At 47.1% G+C, this 15,466-nt stretch carries 14 protein-coding genes and 1 riboswitch; of the genes, 2 read left to right on the top strand and 12 right to left on the bottom strand.

The features are described 5' to 3' along the window. Positions 1-31 precede the first annotated feature (31 nt). Positions 32-937, top strand: a complete 906-nt coding sequence (locus AMS66_RS09005; RefSeq protein WP_053780465.1) for a YitT family protein — start codon at positions 32-34, stop codon at positions 935-937. Between the two features lie 97 nt (positions 938-1,034). On the opposite strand, the gene AMS66_RS09000 is transcribed toward AMS66_RS09005, so the two are convergent. The 6 genes from AMS66_RS09000 to metA form a co-directional block, all read right to left on the bottom strand. Continuing rightward, a complete protein-coding gene (locus AMS66_RS09000; protein WP_053780464.1) occupies positions 1,035-2,048 on the bottom strand; it encodes a zinc-binding alcohol dehydrogenase family protein in 1,014 nt (337 codons plus the stop codon). Continuing rightward, positions 2,045-3,019, bottom strand: a complete 975-nt coding sequence (locus tag AMS66_RS08995) for an aldo/keto reductase (RefSeq protein WP_053780463.1) — start codon at positions 3,017-3,019, stop codon at positions 2,045-2,047. Before AMS66_RS08995 ends, AMS66_RS09000 begins: the two co-directional genes overlap by 4 nt. A gap of 251 nt (positions 3,020-3,270) precedes the next feature. After that, entirely contained in the window at positions 3,271-4,407 is a 1,137-nt protein-coding gene (gene mqnC / locus AMS66_RS08990) for a cyclic dehypoxanthinyl futalosine synthase (RefSeq protein WP_053780462.1), read from the bottom strand. A 243-nt stretch (positions 4,408-4,650) separates the two neighbouring features. Beyond that, complete coding sequence (locus AMS66_RS08985; protein ID WP_053780461.1) at positions 4,651-5,844, bottom strand: trans-sulfuration enzyme family protein; 1,194 nt, start codon at positions 5,842-5,844, stop codon at positions 4,651-4,653. Continuing rightward, positions 5,837-7,024 carry an aminotransferase class I/II-fold pyridoxal phosphate-dependent enzyme gene (locus AMS66_RS08980; RefSeq protein ID WP_053780460.1) on the bottom strand — a complete coding sequence of 396 codons (1,188 nt, stop codon included), beginning with the start codon at positions 7,022-7,024 and terminating at the stop codon, positions 5,837-5,839. The genes AMS66_RS08985 and AMS66_RS08980 overlap by 8 nt, the downstream gene beginning before the upstream one ends. A 24-nt stretch (positions 7,025-7,048) precedes the next feature. Next, positions 7,049-7,966 (bottom strand): homoserine O-acetyltransferase MetA, encoded by a 918-nt coding sequence (gene metA / locus AMS66_RS08975; RefSeq protein WP_053780459.1) that lies wholly within the window; start codon positions 7,964-7,966, stop codon positions 7,049-7,051. A 234-nt stretch (positions 7,967-8,200) separates the two neighbouring features. Then, positions 8,201-8,325: riboswitch (SAM riboswitch) on the bottom strand. A gap of 453 nt (positions 8,326-8,778) precedes the next feature. Between metA and corA the strand changes: the two genes are divergently transcribed. Next, positions 8,779-9,714, top strand: a complete 936-nt coding sequence (gene corA, locus AMS66_RS08970; protein ID WP_053780458.1) for a magnesium/cobalt transporter CorA — start codon at positions 8,779-8,781, stop codon at positions 9,712-9,714. 98 nt (positions 9,715-9,812) lie between these two features. Here the strand turns inward: corA and AMS66_RS08965 are convergent, their stop codons facing one another. From AMS66_RS08965 to AMS66_RS08940, 6 genes are all read right to left on the bottom strand, one after another. Then, on the bottom strand, positions 9,813-10,814 hold the full coding sequence (locus AMS66_RS08965; RefSeq protein WP_053780457.1) for an HRDC domain-containing protein: 1,002 nt from the start codon (positions 10,812-10,814) through the stop codon (positions 9,813-9,815). A gap of 183 nt (positions 10,815-10,997) precedes the next feature. Continuing rightward, the gene (locus tag AMS66_RS08960) at positions 10,998-11,876 is read right to left on the bottom strand and encodes an ROK family protein (protein WP_053780456.1); all 879 of its coding nucleotides are present in this window, start codon (positions 11,874-11,876) and stop codon (positions 10,998-11,000) included. A 70-nt stretch (positions 11,877-11,946) separates the two neighbouring features. Further along, positions 11,947-12,642 (bottom strand): MOSC domain-containing protein, encoded by a 696-nt coding sequence (locus AMS66_RS08955; RefSeq protein WP_053780455.1) that lies wholly within the window; start codon positions 12,640-12,642, stop codon positions 11,947-11,949. A 29-nt stretch (positions 12,643-12,671) separates the two neighbouring features. After that, entirely contained in the window at positions 12,672-13,778 is a 1,107-nt protein-coding gene (locus AMS66_RS08950) for a phosphodiester glycosidase family protein (protein ID WP_053780555.1), read from the bottom strand. 5 nt (positions 13,779-13,783) lie between these two features. After that, positions 13,784-14,677: a 5'-3' exonuclease gene (locus tag AMS66_RS08945; protein WP_082350622.1), complete on the bottom strand. Its 894-nt coding sequence runs from the start codon at positions 14,675-14,677 to the stop codon at positions 13,784-13,786. A gap of 173 nt (positions 14,678-14,850) precedes the next feature. Further along, positions 14,851-15,216, bottom strand: coding sequence for an arsenate reductase family protein (locus tag AMS66_RS08940; protein ID WP_053780454.1), 366 nt, complete (start codon positions 15,214-15,216; stop codon positions 14,851-14,853). Positions 15,217-15,466: the final 250 nt, after the last annotated feature.

Genomic DNA, 15,466 nt, shown 5'->3' with positions numbered 1-15,466 from the left:
TGGCACGGAACCGCACAAAGGAGGATGACCTATGAAAGCACCTCTGATATCGGCTAATCCGGTGCCACAAACCGCCAAGACCAGATTGTCATCAGCCCGTCGCATGTTGAATTTATTGTTTGTGATTGCGGGTGGAATTCTGGCCTCCGTGGGACTTGAATTGTTTTTACATCCCAATAAGATTATTATTGGGGGCATTACGGGCATCTCTTCGTTGTTTGCCCACTGGACCGAAATGAGGATTGGTTTGTTCCTGTTTTTGTTCAACGTTCCGTTTATTTTTCTGTCCTATAGACTCGTGCAAAAGAAATTCGTACTGGTCACTGTTCTGGGTTTGGTTGTCTTTTCGATTGGTGCCATTGTGCTTCATCCCATGCCGCCGCTTGTCGAGCATCCGCTGGCTGCCGCCATGTTTGGCGGATTATGTCTCGGACTAGGAATCGGCCTAGTCGTGCGGTATGGTGGGACACTGGATACGCTGGAAATCGGTGATCCGTCCTCCCGTCCACCTGAACGTGTGTTTAGCGGGAAACGGATGCTTATCGAAAAAATAATCATGCTGCTCAACTTGTTAATTCTAACTGCTGCTGGTGTTGTCTTTGGTTGGGATCAAGCGATGTATTCGGTAATCGCCTATCTCATTGCCTATGAAATGGTGTATATTGCATTCCGCGGTTTCACAGCCAAGCGCAAAATATGTATCTTAACCACACAAAGCGCCCAAGTTGAGAAGGCCATTCGTAAAAGGCTGCGCCGTGAACCTGGAATATTGGGTTCTTCAACCGATTCAGGACACCCTGCTCTGGCCGAAGGATGGATCCAACACGTTCCGGGAGCCCTCTACTATGAGATTCATTTCCTCGAAATGATCTGGCTCAAATCCATTGTGCGTCATATTGATCCACATGCAGGTATTGTGACGAACCCGGAGAAATAATCTAATTCTTATAGGCTAGGCAAACAAAAACTCTCTCTGATTCCTATGGATGTTAACCATTCGTGCAGGATCAAAGAGAGTTTTTTGTTCATCTTATTTATAACTCCACTATCGCTTTCACTACATGCGAATCCGGTCGTAACCATGTGTCGATATCATCAGGCAGTTGGTCAAAATTCGCTCGGTGTGTAATGTAGCCATCCATGTTCAATTTCTTCTCCCGCAAGGTCGACATAACCTGCTCAAAGTCTTCCCGCGTTGCATTTCGGCTGCCCAGAATACTCATCTCCCGCTTGTGAAAGTCGGGATCATGAAATGTAATATCGGCTTTGACCAGTCCAACAAAGATTAACTGACCACCATGGGCCACATAATGGATGGCATCATTCATCGAATGCATGTTTCCTGTTGCATCAAAGACAGCCGTCGCATATTCTCCGTCCGTGATTTCTGCAACTTGCTGGGCCGCTTGTTCATTGGCCTGAACCAAAGCATCCACTCCCGCCCACGTGCGGCTAAGTTCCAGTCTGTCCTCATTCCGGTCAATGGCAATGACCCGAGCACCCGCCTGTTTGGCAAATGCCATCACGCCAAGACCAATTGGTCCAGCTCCAATGACAACCACCTGATCTCCAGGCCTTAGACCTGCTCTTCTGATCGCATGAGCACCAATACTCAGCGGTTCTACCATCGCAGTTTCATCCAGTGTAAGCCCTTCGGCTTGGAGCAAGTGCGAAACAGGCACAACGATTCTCTCCCGCATACCACCGTCCACATGTACACCCATCACCTGCATGGACACACAACAATTCGTTTTTCCCGATCGGCAAGCAATGCAATGACCACAATGCAAATATGGAATAATACTCACCTGATCTCCAGGCTTCAGGCCCGCCTCATTGGGCCCGATCTCTTCAATAATTCCTGCAAGCTCATGACCCAGTACACGGGGATAAGTGAAAAATGGCTGATTGCCTCTGTAGGCATGCAGATCTGTTCCGCAAATTCCAATTCGTCGGATGGTAACCAACGCCTGGTTCTCGGTTCTTTCGGGTTCAGCTATGTCTCGCAATGCCAAACGATTTATTTCTTCACAAATAACCGCTCTCATTCCTGTTCCCCCTTTGATGCTTGTGATTTCATGTTATGTTCAATGTTATATTCAGGGCGGCCGCTGGCCCAGCTCTCATTATGAATTGGAGCCAAAATACGTAGCACCTCCGATAACAGTTCCTGGTCTAGTGGTTCTTCAATCCAGGCTGCATTGTTACGGATATTATGCTCGTTTGCACTACTGACCAGTGTCGTTGGAATCCGTTCATTGGCAGTTGCAAATTGCACGGCAAGCTTCGCAATATCACTGCCCTGTTCCGCGCAGAACCGTGCTGCTTGCAGACAGACTTGCTTCACCCGATCATCTGCGGGGTGCCAGGCAGGAGTGCTTCTTGTGCTTAATAAGCCCATGGATAGAGGCGAAGCATTCACAAGGCCAATTTCTTTCTTTTCCAAAAGCGGCAGTAAGGACAGCAGTGAAGTGTCATTCAATGCGTAATGACAATAGGAGATGATCGCGTCAGCATCAATCTGTGGCAGTACCTTTTCGAATAACGGCAGCGGTAATCCACAAATACCTGCATGGCGGATTACCCCCTGCTCTTTCAGGCGGAGTAAGGTTGGGAAAGCTTCTTCAATAATAATTTCGGCCGGGACAAACTCAATGTCATGCAGAAACAGGATATCGATATAATCGGTATGAAGTCGATCCAGACTCTCTTGTACACTATCATGTATCCGCTTACGTGAAAAATCAAATGCATTCTCCCCATAACGTCCAGCCTTGGTCGACAACGTAAATGAGCTGCGTGGCAAACTGCGGATGGCTTCTCCAAGCACAAATTCGGCTTTCGTTAATCCATAATAGGGCGAAACATCTATATAATTCATCCCTGCATCTACGGCAGCGTGAACCGTTCGAACACCCTCACCTTGGTCAATATCACGAAATACCGAACCTAAAGAGGATGCACCAAAGCTTAATACAGGTACTTCCAGTCCCGTCTTTCCAAGTCTTCTTGTTTTCATCAGCCTGCCCCTTCCCAGCATGTCTGCTTACTCACGTGCCCTTTCATTGTAACAGTTCAATTTCAATATAAAATATCGCCAAATGCGTAATATGTACTGTTTGATGATCTGTGGATATTCGCTTGGTGTGAAGAAAAATTAAAAAGTCCGCCGATTCCCCTTAGAAAGAGTAATCAACGGACTTCATATCCAAACCGACGAATTGACCTTATCAATTCAATTCGTCAGAGTGGCATAGGTTAAAATAGATATTAGTTCTGCATTACGAAATCTTCATGAATGGCGTTTTCTTCATCAAACGTGCGCAGGATATCATATCTTGTGTTACGCTGCGCCGGAATATAGCCCGACTCCCGAATCAGTTGCGTAATCGAACTAATGTTGACTTTGTACGTCGCACCTGCAGCAGATACCACATTCTCTTCAATCATGGTGCTACCAAAGTCATTGCAGCCAAATTCGAGTGATTTTTTGCCGACTTCAGGTCCCATGGTTACCCATGAGGATTGGATGTTCTTGATGTTGTCGAGTACCAGTCGACTGATCGCTACTGTCTTCAGGTACTCTTCCGGTGTCTGACGCTCCAGCTTCAGGTTCGTATTATCCGGTTGGAATGTCCAAGGAATAAATGCCAGGAATCCTTCGGAATCATACTTGTTCGCAATGCACTCATCTTGAGCTTCACGTACACGAAGCAGATGCAATGCGCGCTCTTCCATCGTTTCACCAAGGCCGATAACCATCGTTGCCGTTGTGTTCATACCGATACGGTGAGCTGTCTGCATAACGTCCATCCAATCGCGCCATGAGCCTTTCAGACGGCTGATTTTGCGGCGTGTACGGTCATCCAGGATTTCGGCACCACCCCCAGGCAGGGAATCCAGTCCCGCTTCGTGAATCGCACGTACAACTTCTTCCAGAGTAAGACCGTCGGACACTTCAACCATTTTCATAATTTCGGCCGGAGAGAAGGAGTGCATCGTAATATTAGGGAAACGCTCCTTGATTGCTTTGAGCAGGTCAGTGTAATAGCTAAACGGCAGATTCGGATTCGTTCCACCTTGCATCAGAATCTCGGTACCGTTCACGTCTTCGGTTTCTTTAATCTTCTGGAAAATGACTTCATCGGGAAGTACATATCCTTCGTCAGAACCAGGTCTGCGGTAGAAAGCACAAAAACGGCAGTACACATCACACACGTTCGTGTAGTTGACGTTACGCCCAATTACAAATGTTCTGTATGGTTCGGGGTGCATGCGTTTTACAATCACATTGGCGGCTGCCCCGATTTTGTCTACTTCATTCGATTCAAAGAGCTGAATCGTGTCTTCCAAGTCCAAACGTTCGCCCCGAAGGGCTTTATCTAAGATACGGTCTACCGTACTCATCGTAAAAAAGCCTCCCTCATGAAGAGAAAATATAATCACGATCCGTCCCAACTTGTTCATATAGATGAAAGTTTTGGTGGCAACATCGCATTTCTGTACTCCACATATCGTAACACAGGTTACATGTGAAAAAAAGCACCTTATGAACAGGTGCTTTAAAAATTAATAAAAATGTTTACATATGCTATCTATTTCATTTCTTCTTCAACACGCTCTAACACCCGTGTTTCAATACTACGGACTCTACGAGTCCTGAAGTGCTTGATCCAGATCGGCAATCAGGTCATCAATGTCTTCCAGACCAACCGAGAAGCGCAGTAATCCGTCCGTAATCCCCCGATCACGGCGAACCTCAGCCGGCATAGCCGCATGAGACATCATCGCAGGGTAAGACAGGATACTTTCAACCGCACCTAAACTCACGGCAACAATTGGTAATTTCACACGGTTAAGTACAGCCTTGGCCCGATCACCCGAACCGACGTCAAACGACACGACAGCGCCGTATCCGCTTGACTGACGTTCATGAGCTTCACGGCCGGGGTGATCCAGCAGCCCCGGATAAAATACAGCCGTAATATCACTGCGTCCACTGAGCCAAGCTGCCAGCTTGGCAGTGCTCTGTTCACTGTGTGCCATGCGTGCACCCAAGGTTTTCATTCCGCGCATCAGAAGCCATGATTCCTGGGCACCGAGCACGGTTCCAAGTCCATTCTGCAATTGTTTTAGCTGTATTCCCAGTGAATCGGTACGAGCAACAGCTAAACCTGCCAGCACATCACTGTGCCCGCCAAGAAACTTGGTGGCACTATGTACGACAATATCCACCCCGAGCTCGATTGGACGCTGGTAGTACGGTGTCATAAAGGTATTATCAAGAATGGAGATTAACTCATGTTCCTGTGCCCAGGAGGTGACCGCAGCAATATCCGTGATCCGAAGTGTCGGGTTGGATGGTGTCTCCATATAGACTGCCTTCGTGTTCGGTTTGAGCGCTGCCTTTACTTCCTCAATATTGGTCATATCCACAAAGGTAGTCTCGATCTGCATCCGGCTTAGAATGGAAGTAAGCAGTCGATACGTACCTCCATATACATCTTCCGTTACAATCATGTGATCTCCTGCGGAGAACATCATGAACACGCTAGAGATGGCTGCCATGCCGGAGGAATAGGCAAATCCGCGGGCTCCACCTTCCAATAATGTAATGTAATCCTCCAATGCCTGACGAGTCGGGTTACCGGAACGGCTATAATCATGTTGAGGCGGATTAAAAATATCAAAATGATGGAATGTGGAAGCCTGGTAAATGGGCACACTGGAAGCCCCGGTGGTTTTATCGATTTCGTCACCGAAATGCAACAGCTTGGTATCGAACTTCAGGTCAGAATGAACATTCCGTTCATGATTGTTGGCATTATTGTTTTGCTCACTCATGATGCGTTCCTCCTTCTATCTCCTGCTGTGCAGCTGTGAGTGCATTGCCCAGATCGGCAATCAGATCTTCGGCATGCTCAATCCCTACAGAAAAGCGCAACAGACGGTCATCCACACCTACAGCGTCACGAATTTCAATCGGGATATCCGCATGGGTCTGTACCGCAGGATAGGTCATCAACGACTCTACCCCCCCGAGGCTTTCCGCAAAAGCAATTAGTTTGATGTGACGCAGCAACGGTTCAACATAACGAGCATCCTTTACTTTGAAAGAGAAGATGCCTGTGTTCCCGCTCGACTGTTTATTTTGTATTTCAAATCCGGGATGATCCGACAAACCAGGATGATACACTTCGTTAACGGCTGGGTGTTCCAAAAGATACTTGGCAATCGTCAAGGCATTATACTCATGCCGCTCCATACGAAGAGCGAGTGTCTTCATACCTTTCATCAACTGATAGGAGTCGCTCGGAGACAACACTGCGCCAATGGAATTGTGCAGGAATGCCATTTCCGCTGATAATTCTTCCCCTTTGGTAATAATTAATCCGGCAAGCACATCATTATGACCTCCCAGATACTTCGTGGCACTATGGATGATGATATCTGCACCAAGTTCAATTGGACGCTGGAAGAACGGAGTCAGTAGTGTATTATCCACAATGGTCAGCAAGTTGTGGCTCTTGGCCCAGGAGCAAACAGCTTCCACATCCGTAATCATCATTAGTGGATTGGTAGGTGTCTCAATAAATACCGCTTTTGTATTCGGCTGACGAATACTTTCCAGAGCTGCAAGATCATTGGTATCTACGTAACTTGCCGTCACACCAAATCGAGACAGAATGCGCTCAAGCAAACGATACGTTCCCCCGTATAGATCCAGCGATACAATCAGATGATCCCCTTGTCCAAATAAAGCGAAAATCGTTTGCAAAGCAGCCATGCCGGAGCTACAGGCAAAACCTGCATCACCCGACTCCAATGCTGCCGCTGCTTCTTCCAATACTTTCCGGGTTGGATTGGTCGTACGAATATAATCAAACCCCGTGCTTTGTCCAAGCTTCGGGTGGCGAAACGCAGTGGATTGATAGATCGGAAAATTAATGGCACCTGTTACCGGTTCATTGATGGACCCAATTTGAGCCAATCGGCTTTCGATTTTCAACTTGTTGTCTTCCATTGCAGCATCCTCCTGTAATGTCGATTAGATTTGCGGACCAATATCGTAAGGCGTCTCTTGATACACATAGTAATTGAGCCAATTAGAGAATAATAAGTTTGCATGGGCCCGCCAAGTGGCCGGGGGAACACGGGAAGGATCGTCGTTCGGGAAATAATGTCTAGGCAGCGCAATGTCCATGCCTTTAGCCGCATCCCGGTCATATTCCCATTTCAATGAGAGCGGGTCATACTCGGCATGACCGGTGGCAAATATCTGTTTGCCGTCTTTGGTAGCAACCAGGAAAATACCCGCTTCCTCCGATTCAGCCAATATTTCGAGATGCTCATTCTTTTCAATATCTTCACGACGCACTTCCGTATGGCGGGAATGCGGGACGTTGAATACTTCATCGAATCCGCGCAGTAACTGCACATTGGATCTGTTGATCGTATGTGAGAATACACCAAAACATTTTTCATCCAGCGGAACTTTGGGAACTCCGAAATGATGATATAAACCCGCTTGGGAAGCCCAACATATATGCATGGTCGAAGTCACATTGGTTTTGGTCCATTCGAAAATCTCCTGGATTTCTTTCCAATAGTTCACATCTTCAAAGTCCATTTGCTCTACAGGAGCACCTGTAATGATCATACCGTCAAAACGGCGGTGTTCAATTTCATCAAAGGTTTTGTAGAACAAGTCCAAATATTCTTGGGATGTGTTCTTGGATGTATGGGACTTCGGATGAACCAAAACGATATCTACCTGTATGGGTGTGTTACCCACCAGACGAAGCAATTGAGTTTCTGTCGTTTCCTTAGTGGGCATCAGGTTTAATATAGCGATACGTAGTGGACGAATGTCCTGCTGGTAAGCGGATGTCTCGTCCATGACAAAGATGTTCTCTCCTGCAAGTACTTCCTTGGCAGGCAGTGTGTCTGGAATTTTGATTGGCATGATGGTTCTAACTCCTCCTTGTGCATAGATAGATTCAGCCACTGCGGGTACGATACGATTCGCATCCGTACAGCTATAGGCTGCCATGAGCTTGCCTGCAGGCGCTGAATTGCAACCACAATGCTGGTGGCAAGCTCAAGTTCCTTAGCGAAAATCACTGCTGAGAAGTCGGTGCATATAACAAAGACCTTTCTCGGATTCCGAGAAAGGTCATATGTAAATAGATATGCGCCTCTCTCATCTCTCAGTTACAACAGTGTCACTTGGACACTTGGTCGCTGCAAGAATTAGCACCGTGCGGTATACCGCCGGTTGCCGGGTTTCATCGGGCCAGTCCCTCCACCTACTCTTGATAAGATTTCGCTTTATTTAATTGTAAAAACTAGTGTGGTTCAACGTTTACTTTAAAACATTAATCCCCTCACGTCAAGGTGTAGTTCAATGTCTGTTCCTCAGGATCGGAACCGTTCACCATCCGTTGTCATACACTGCTCCAGGGCGCGAAATCGACACATTTTTGCGCTTGAAAGGACCCTGTACCAGCGGTATACTAGACAAGTGTTGTAAACCCTTATGTGAGAGGTGACATATTCAATGGATGGCGACCCGAGGCCTGACTGGCAGCCGAATTCCGACAAACTGCATAGAGAATTGATATCAGCATGCCGGCAGCGGGACGTTACTTCCGTTTGGTTATAAAGCGAACGCAGTCCTGACTCCCAGGCTCCGCTGCCGACCGGCTGATCTGTTCTTTTTGCGCCCATATTGATGAAATCCGCCCATTTGGCGGGTGCAGAAGGAGTAGATGAACAATGAAAATCCGGTTGGTAAACAACGGTGTATTTATTCCGGTGGACGACATTCAGCAGGCGCTGACTCCACCAGCGGAGGGATTTTACTGGATTGATGCGGACGTAGACGATTTGGCGGTACTTCAACCGCTGTTCATGATGCATGATCTGGCCGTGGAAGACTGTTTGAGCGACGAAGAACAACGTCCGAAGATTGAAATTTATGAGAGCCATTATTTTATTGTTATTAATAGCATTCGTTTTGATGATGAAGAGATTTTTTTACGTGCCGTTAACCTCTTCCTTGGCAGACACTTCATTATCAGTGTTACCAAACAGAAAGTCAGCGAATTGCGGACATTGAAGCCAATCCTGTGGGAACAGGAGATCAGTACGCCAGATAAGCTGCTGTATCTGCTGGTTGACTTGATTGTTGATAATTATTTCACAGTTGGTGACCGAATTGAAGCCCGCATCGAGAAGCTTGAAGAAGACATCCTGATGCATACCAAGAAGTCTCATCTGAATGAGATTATCGGGCTGCGCAGTGAGATTTTATGGCTAAAAAAAGTGCTGGGACCTCAGAAAGAGGTCATCAACACACTCAATAAAAAAGATCTGCGTCTTATTGATGATCAACTGCAGAAGTATTTCAGTGACATTTATGAGAATGCTGTGAAAATATCCGAAACTTTCGAGACTTATCGCGACCTGATGGGGAACTTGCGAGAAGCTTACCAATCCAGTATCGCCAACCGGGCGAATGAAATCATGCGTGTGTTCACCGCTATTACAACGGTGTTCATGCCGCTGACCGTTATTACGGGCATCTATGGGATGAACTTTACGAACATGCCTGAGTTGGACTGGAAGTATGGTTACTTTGTGGTCATTGGCCTGATGGTTACACTGGGCCTGAGCATGTTCTTTATTTTCCGTAAAAAAGATTGGGTTTGAAATAACAAAGACGAAGCGCTCCACATCTGGAGACGCCTCGTCTTTTTTTATTTAATCTATTTTAGAATGAAATGAACACCTGCTGATCTATCCCAATTCTAGCCTGCATTCTGCTCCGTCTCTGTGTGACGACGAAACCGGATTCGAATCATACGCAGTCTTTCGTAGACCTGCTCCAGATTGCTCCCGCCAGGCTTCTCTCCTCCATATACTTTATGTAGCACAGGCTTCAGAAACGTATCTCCCAGCTCCTCGTAGGCACTCCATACCGCCTCTTGCTCCTCTTCGGGCATGACAGCAAGCTCCGCATCGAGTAGACAATCTGTGTCATACCCCTCCAGATCCAGTGTCTCCAACAGCTCAATTAGCTCCCGCCGGGACAATCCGGAACGATTCACGATCTCCTCCAGCGTATGCCCTTCCTTCATGCCTTCGAGTACCTGCTTGCGTGTTGTGAATCTGTCCAGCTCCTGCTTGTATTTCTGCTCTCTCTGTTTGTACAGCCAACTCTCATATTCTTGTTCCTTCAGAACCGTGTACACCCACTCTAGCGGAAAAGATGTGGAACGTTCCAGTCCATTCGTAAGCTCCAGCCATTCAGCTCCGTACTCAGACGCCTTATTCTCTCCTACGCCAGGCAGTTGCATCAATTCATCGATGGATTGTGGAACAAAGGCACTGATTAAGCGTAACAATCGGTTCGTTGCAATAAAATAGGGGGCTTTCCGATCAGACGCCGCTCTCTTCCTGCGCCATATGCAAAGATCCATATATAGCCCCTCATTGCCATATAATTCACTGTAACAATGAAGACGCTGACCGCCATAACTGCGCGACTTCAAATCATCATTTTCGTGAAACAAACCCTGCAACAATGGACGATACCCTTCGCCCATCTGTATCGCTAGCTGATGACGATAAACATGTAACAGCTCGTCCCATGAACTCCCATCATACCAGATGGCATCCACACGATCTCCTTCCTCATATCGGGTCCAGCCCAGATGCCACTCTCCTTCTTCTTCACCGATCCACAACTGCGCATGCTCTTCATTCTGATCTGACATTCTGGATAATCTGTTCATGAAAATGACTTCCATTTCTTGTCCCTCCTTTAATAGTTCAGCTCCACACAGTCTGTATTGTGCTATCTTATGCAGCACAAAAAAACACCTCTCCTGCAAAATCCATGCAAGAGAGGTGCTTCCTCATTAACCGTGCTATGCTGTTGCTCATATATTACCACAATGGAAAAATTCGTCAACTACTTATTTTTAAAGCTATTACTTGTTCAAAGCCAATTTTGCCAGTGCAAGCGAACCACACAGACCCGCATTATCGCCAAGTCCCGGTGAAACGACATACTGGTCAATTTCGGACTGAAGTGCAGGATGCTGAACGTATCCAGCGAGCAATTCCTGCAGCTTGCTCCGGACCATCGGGAACAGATGCTCCTGCTTCATCACACCGCCACCCATTACGATTTTTTGCGGAGTGAGGATCAATACATAATTCATCAAAGCATGCGCCAGGTAATGTGCTTCAATCTCCCAGGCTTTATGATCGGCTGGCAGTTCGTAAGCCGGTTGCTCCCAACGTTTATTGATGGCAGGACCTGCGGCAAGGCCTTCCAGACAGTCTCCATGATACGGACAGAACCCTTCATACGTATCTTCGGGATGTCTGCGTACAATGATGTGCCCCATCTCTGGATGAGACAATCCATGGACCATTTTGCCTCCTACAACTGCACCTGCACCAATACCCGTTCCAACCGTAATATACAGACAGCTATCCAGGCCTTGTGCAGCTCCCCAGGTTGCTTCCCCGAGTGCTGCACCGTTTACATCCGTGTCGAACGTCATCGGTACATTAAAGTGCTCCTTGAGCTTACCAATCATATTGTACTGTCCCCAATGTGGTTTCGGTGTTGTTGTGATGTAACCATAGGTCGGGCTTCCTTCAATTGGATCGATTGGACCAAATGAACCTACACCCAAAGCTTCAATTCCTTTACCTTCAAAAAAAGCAATGACTTGAGCCATCGTCTCTTCCGGTGTCGTTGTTGGAAAGCTTACGCGTTCAAGAACTTCTCCTTCTTCCGTACCGATACCACATACAAATTTGGTTCCTCCAGCTTCAATTGCGCCTAAAATCGTCATGTTAGTCACACTCCCAAGTAGTTTAAAATTAAAATGGATCTTCGAATCTGTCCTCTGAACGATGGCATCATTAATCCAGTTCAGCAGTTTCGAGCTTGGCCAATCGCTTCAACAAGGACTGCTTCCAGCTGTCGGCCAGCGTTGAAATGGCCAGCAAAGCACGCATACCAACCGCATCATGTTTCCCCTGATGCATAATTCGATTAGCTTCCAGAATGGTCATTGATGCAGGATCAGTGCTGATTCGTCTGAATGGTGCAGAGAGAGTTACCTCACCTTCTTGCAACACTCGAAAATAAAATCCGGTATGTCCGCTCTCCTGAAAATAAACAGGCAATTCTTTGTAATCATACCGTGCACCCAGCTTGAAGCAAGGCTGTCTTGGCTGGCTGACCTGTACCTTGGCTTCCCCCAATTCATACACATCACCAATCCGGACTTCATCTTCCATACAGCCTTCAACAGTCAGATTTTCTCCACAAGCTCCCCAGTCCAGCTTGCGATCCAACAGTTGTTCAAGGGCCGGATAACGACTGTAATCGTATACACAAACCGCCTTATCAGGCCCACCATGATGCTCCAGATCCGCCTGGGCATCCCCTGTCATTCCGGTGAATGACAGGAAGACCGGGCTGGATATGGGATGTTTCACAATGCCGCTCAACACTTCGCGCTTCTGGCCAGGCAAGGCCTGAAGTTGCCCTACGTTTACAGCTAATACCGCCGTTTTGCTTTCATCTGGCTTCCGGTTATGTGTGAGTGTCATCTGATTCTACCTCCCATATTAGCTTTCTTTTAACGAACAGAGCCACCAAAAACTAGCGTATTACTTAACAAGCGGCCAGGGGAAGTAAGCATTTTGCCGCCCGCATACATGCCTGAAGATGCACCACCATCCAGATTCATTGCCTGCTTGGCACCGAGCTTCTGCATGACAGCAGCCCATTCCTTGATCGTCGCTCCCGAAACGGTAGCCAGCATAACCGAACCGTCTGCCATAATGGCTATACCGCTTCTTGCGCCTGAGGCGTTGAGAATTTTGGTATCCTTGAAGCCCTCACTCGCTGGATTTACGGCAACTTTGCCGTCTTTCACCAGACGTGGACCTGCGCCCACAGCGGTGACTACATCTTGCCAAGGAATCTCCTTACCTGCTGCATTGGTGTATTTATAATTCATCTCTACAGTTGATCCAACGGTGAAGCGGTCCGACGAAGATTTCTGATTCCCCGTGAAGACCAGCACCGAGCCATTCTTCGGAATGGCTACATTGGTATTGGGTACTTTCTTGGTGACAATCCCTTTCTCCATCACAACCGCCGTCCCCCCTTTGAACCCGACTGTAGATCCCCGCTCTGGTGTGTATAACATCGTAATACTCGCATTCGCGGAAGGTGTTCGGTTAATAAAGGTCGCATACCAACTGCGTGATTTTCCTTCTGTATCTGTTACTTTACCTGTCAGGCTCACTTGAAGCGAATCCATGATGGCTGAGCCGTCTTCCTTAAATCCAATCGTTGTTCCGTATCTTCCAATATGTATAACTTTACCGTTTGCTATTAACATGCCGTATGGATCTGGAGCTCCGTTATAAGCTTCAAAAAACGCTCCGTTAATGGCCGCTTGCGCGCCATATGCCTTAACAATCGAAGGTAATGTTGCGGTCTGACCAACCTGCTTCTTCGCTAATCCTACGGTAACTGGTGTACCCTTGGGAATACTAACCGTCTGAACGGTAAAACTTCGTCCTGCTGCTTTTACTTTCTGTACCTTGGTGCTAATTGCCGCTTTGGCATCTGCTGTCTGTGGAGCACTCACCGCTCCTGAAAGGATTACAGGCAAAGCAAGGACGAGGGCCATAGCCCCTGTCCACCACTTTTTGCCCGTCCGTTTTGTCTGCATGCTACTCACCCTATTGCCACTCCCATCCAAGAGCCCAGGCTCTTCATCTCAAGTTGTTCGAACTTGTCCATCACCATATCCGGATCAAGACGCAATTCACATACATCCAGTGCACAAGCTACCGGAACAGCACAGTGAATCTCTGCCAGTTTGCGGGACAGATGAAGCATGTCGAGATCATTCTCAATCTTGTTACGTACTGAAGGGGTAAGTTTATCCATATTGTCCAAAATACCTTCAATGGAGCCAAACTCCTGCACAAGCTTCAAAGCCGTCTTCTCCCCAATGCCCCGTACCCCAGGATAATTGTCACTGGCATCGCCCATCAGACCTTTCATGTCAATCACTTGTCGAGGTGTCAGTTGTTTCTCCGTCATTAGAGATTCAGGCGTATACACCATGTAATTGCCATGACCTTTTTTCATAATAATAATGCTTGTGCGGTCATCGATCAGTTGCAACATATCGTGATCACCCGTAAGTACCATCACGTTCATATCCGTCTGCTCGGTGTAGTACTTGGCAAGTGTACCGATGCAATCATCAGCTTCATATCCTTGAGCGCCAATATTCGGAATGCCCAAACTATCCATCACTTCACGAATTAGAGCAAACTGAGGAATCAGATCACCCGGAGCTTCCGGACGGTTTCCCTTGTAAGCCGCATACTCTTCACCGCGAAACGTCTTGCCCCCCATATCCCAGCAGCATACGACATGACTTGGCCCAAAGGTCTGAACCGCATCCCAGAAATAACGGATAAATCCGTATACTGCGTTGGTTGGCACGCCTGCCTTTGTACGTCTGATATATCCGCTTGCAGATGTTGCATAGAATGCACGGAACAACACCGCCATACCATCTACCAGCAACAAAGTAGGTTCATTACGTTGATTCACTTGAAATTATTCTCTCCTATCCTGTATCTAGCAAATAAAATATCGAACTAATTCTATCATTATAGCATAGTTCCGCCAAGGATCGACCAGCCAAAAAAGCCCTGAAATTTGAACATTCAGAGCCTTTTTCACCTTGGTTCATTTAACAATCAATGAAATCATTCATTTATAATTTACGCATTGTTCCATTCTTGCTCATACATGTCTTCCTTAAATCCTACGGTCACTTTGTGACCATCCGTAACGATTGGACGTTTGATCAGGCGACCATTGGAAGCCAGCAAACGAATCTGCTCTTCTGAAGACAACCCTGGTAGCTTGTCCTTTAACTGCTGCTCCTTGTATACTTCTCCACTCGTATTGAAGAACTTCTTCACTTCAAGTCCGCTCTTCTGAATCAAGTCGGTCAATTCCGCTTCGGATGGCGGTGTGTCGAAAATAGGGATTAGCTCCGGCTCATGCCCCTGAGCTTCCAGCCATTTTACCGCTTTGCGGCAAGTGCCGCATTTGGCATATTGATATACTTTCAGATCACTCATCGTTATTAGTCCTCCTATGCTGCTCCGGTGGTGCTCCGGTTTCGATTTCTCGCTTCCCTTGGTTTGCTTCGCAAATCCAAAAGTCGCTCCAAACCGATACCATCGCACTGTAATTTTAAACCTTTGTGCCAATGAGAAAAAAGTACATTTGGCTATATCATTTTAGGTTCAAAAACCTTAAAACATAAAAACCTTAAGACCTTAAGACCTTAAGACCTTAGCCTACGGCATTTTGTTCGGGTGCGGTTGC

The organism is Paenibacillus xylanivorans, assembly GCF_001280595.1.
Classification (GTDB): Bacteria; Bacillota; Bacilli; order Paenibacillales; family Paenibacillaceae; genus Paenibacillus; species Paenibacillus xylanivorans.
This window is presented reverse-complemented; position numbering and strand designations above follow the sequence as displayed.

Excerpts from the sequence above, each read along its gene's own strand:
- AMS66_RS08965 (WP_053780457.1), bottom strand. The coding sequence starts at position 10,814 with ATGGAAGTCATTTTCATGAACAGATTATCCAGAATGTCAGATCAGAAT.
- AMS66_RS08955 (WP_053780455.1), bottom strand. The coding sequence starts at position 12,642 with ATGACACTCACACATAACCGGAAGCCAGATGAAAGCAAAACGGCGGTA.
- mqnC (WP_053780462.1), bottom strand. The coding sequence starts at position 4,407 with ATGAGTACGGTAGACCGTATCTTAGATAAAGCCCTTCGGGGCGAACGT.
- AMS66_RS08995 (WP_053780463.1), bottom strand. The coding sequence starts at position 3,019 with ATGAAAACAAGAAGACTTGGAAAGACGGGACTGGAAGTACCTGTATTA.
- AMS66_RS09005 (WP_053780465.1), top strand. The coding sequence starts at position 32 with ATGAAAGCACCTCTGATATCGGCTAATCCGGTGCCACAAACCGCCAAG.
- AMS66_RS08980 (WP_053780460.1), bottom strand. The coding sequence starts at position 7,024 with ATGGAAGACAACAAGTTGAAAATCGAAAGCCGATTGGCTCAAATTGGG.
- metA (WP_053780459.1), bottom strand. The coding sequence starts at position 7,966 with ATGCCAATCAAAATTCCAGACACACTGCCTGCCAAGGAAGTACTTGCA.
- AMS66_RS08940 (WP_053780454.1), bottom strand. The coding sequence starts at position 15,216 with ATGAGTGATCTGAAAGTATATCAATATGCCAAATGCGGCACTTGCCGC.
- corA (WP_053780458.1), top strand. The coding sequence starts at position 8,779 with ATGAAAATCCGGTTGGTAAACAACGGTGTATTTATTCCGGTGGACGAC.
- AMS66_RS09000 (WP_053780464.1), bottom strand. The coding sequence starts at position 2,048 with ATGAGAGCGGTTATTTGTGAAGAAATAAATCGTTTGGCATTGCGAGAC.
- AMS66_RS08985 (WP_053780461.1), bottom strand. The coding sequence starts at position 5,844 with ATGAGTGAGCAAAACAATAATGCCAACAATCATGAACGGAATGTTCAT.
- AMS66_RS08960 (WP_053780456.1), bottom strand. The coding sequence starts at position 11,876 with ATGACGATTTTAGGCGCAATTGAAGCTGGAGGAACCAAATTTGTATGT.
- AMS66_RS08950 (WP_053780555.1), bottom strand. The coding sequence starts at position 13,778 with ATGCAGACAAAACGGACGGGCAAAAAGTGGTGGACAGGGGCTATGGCC.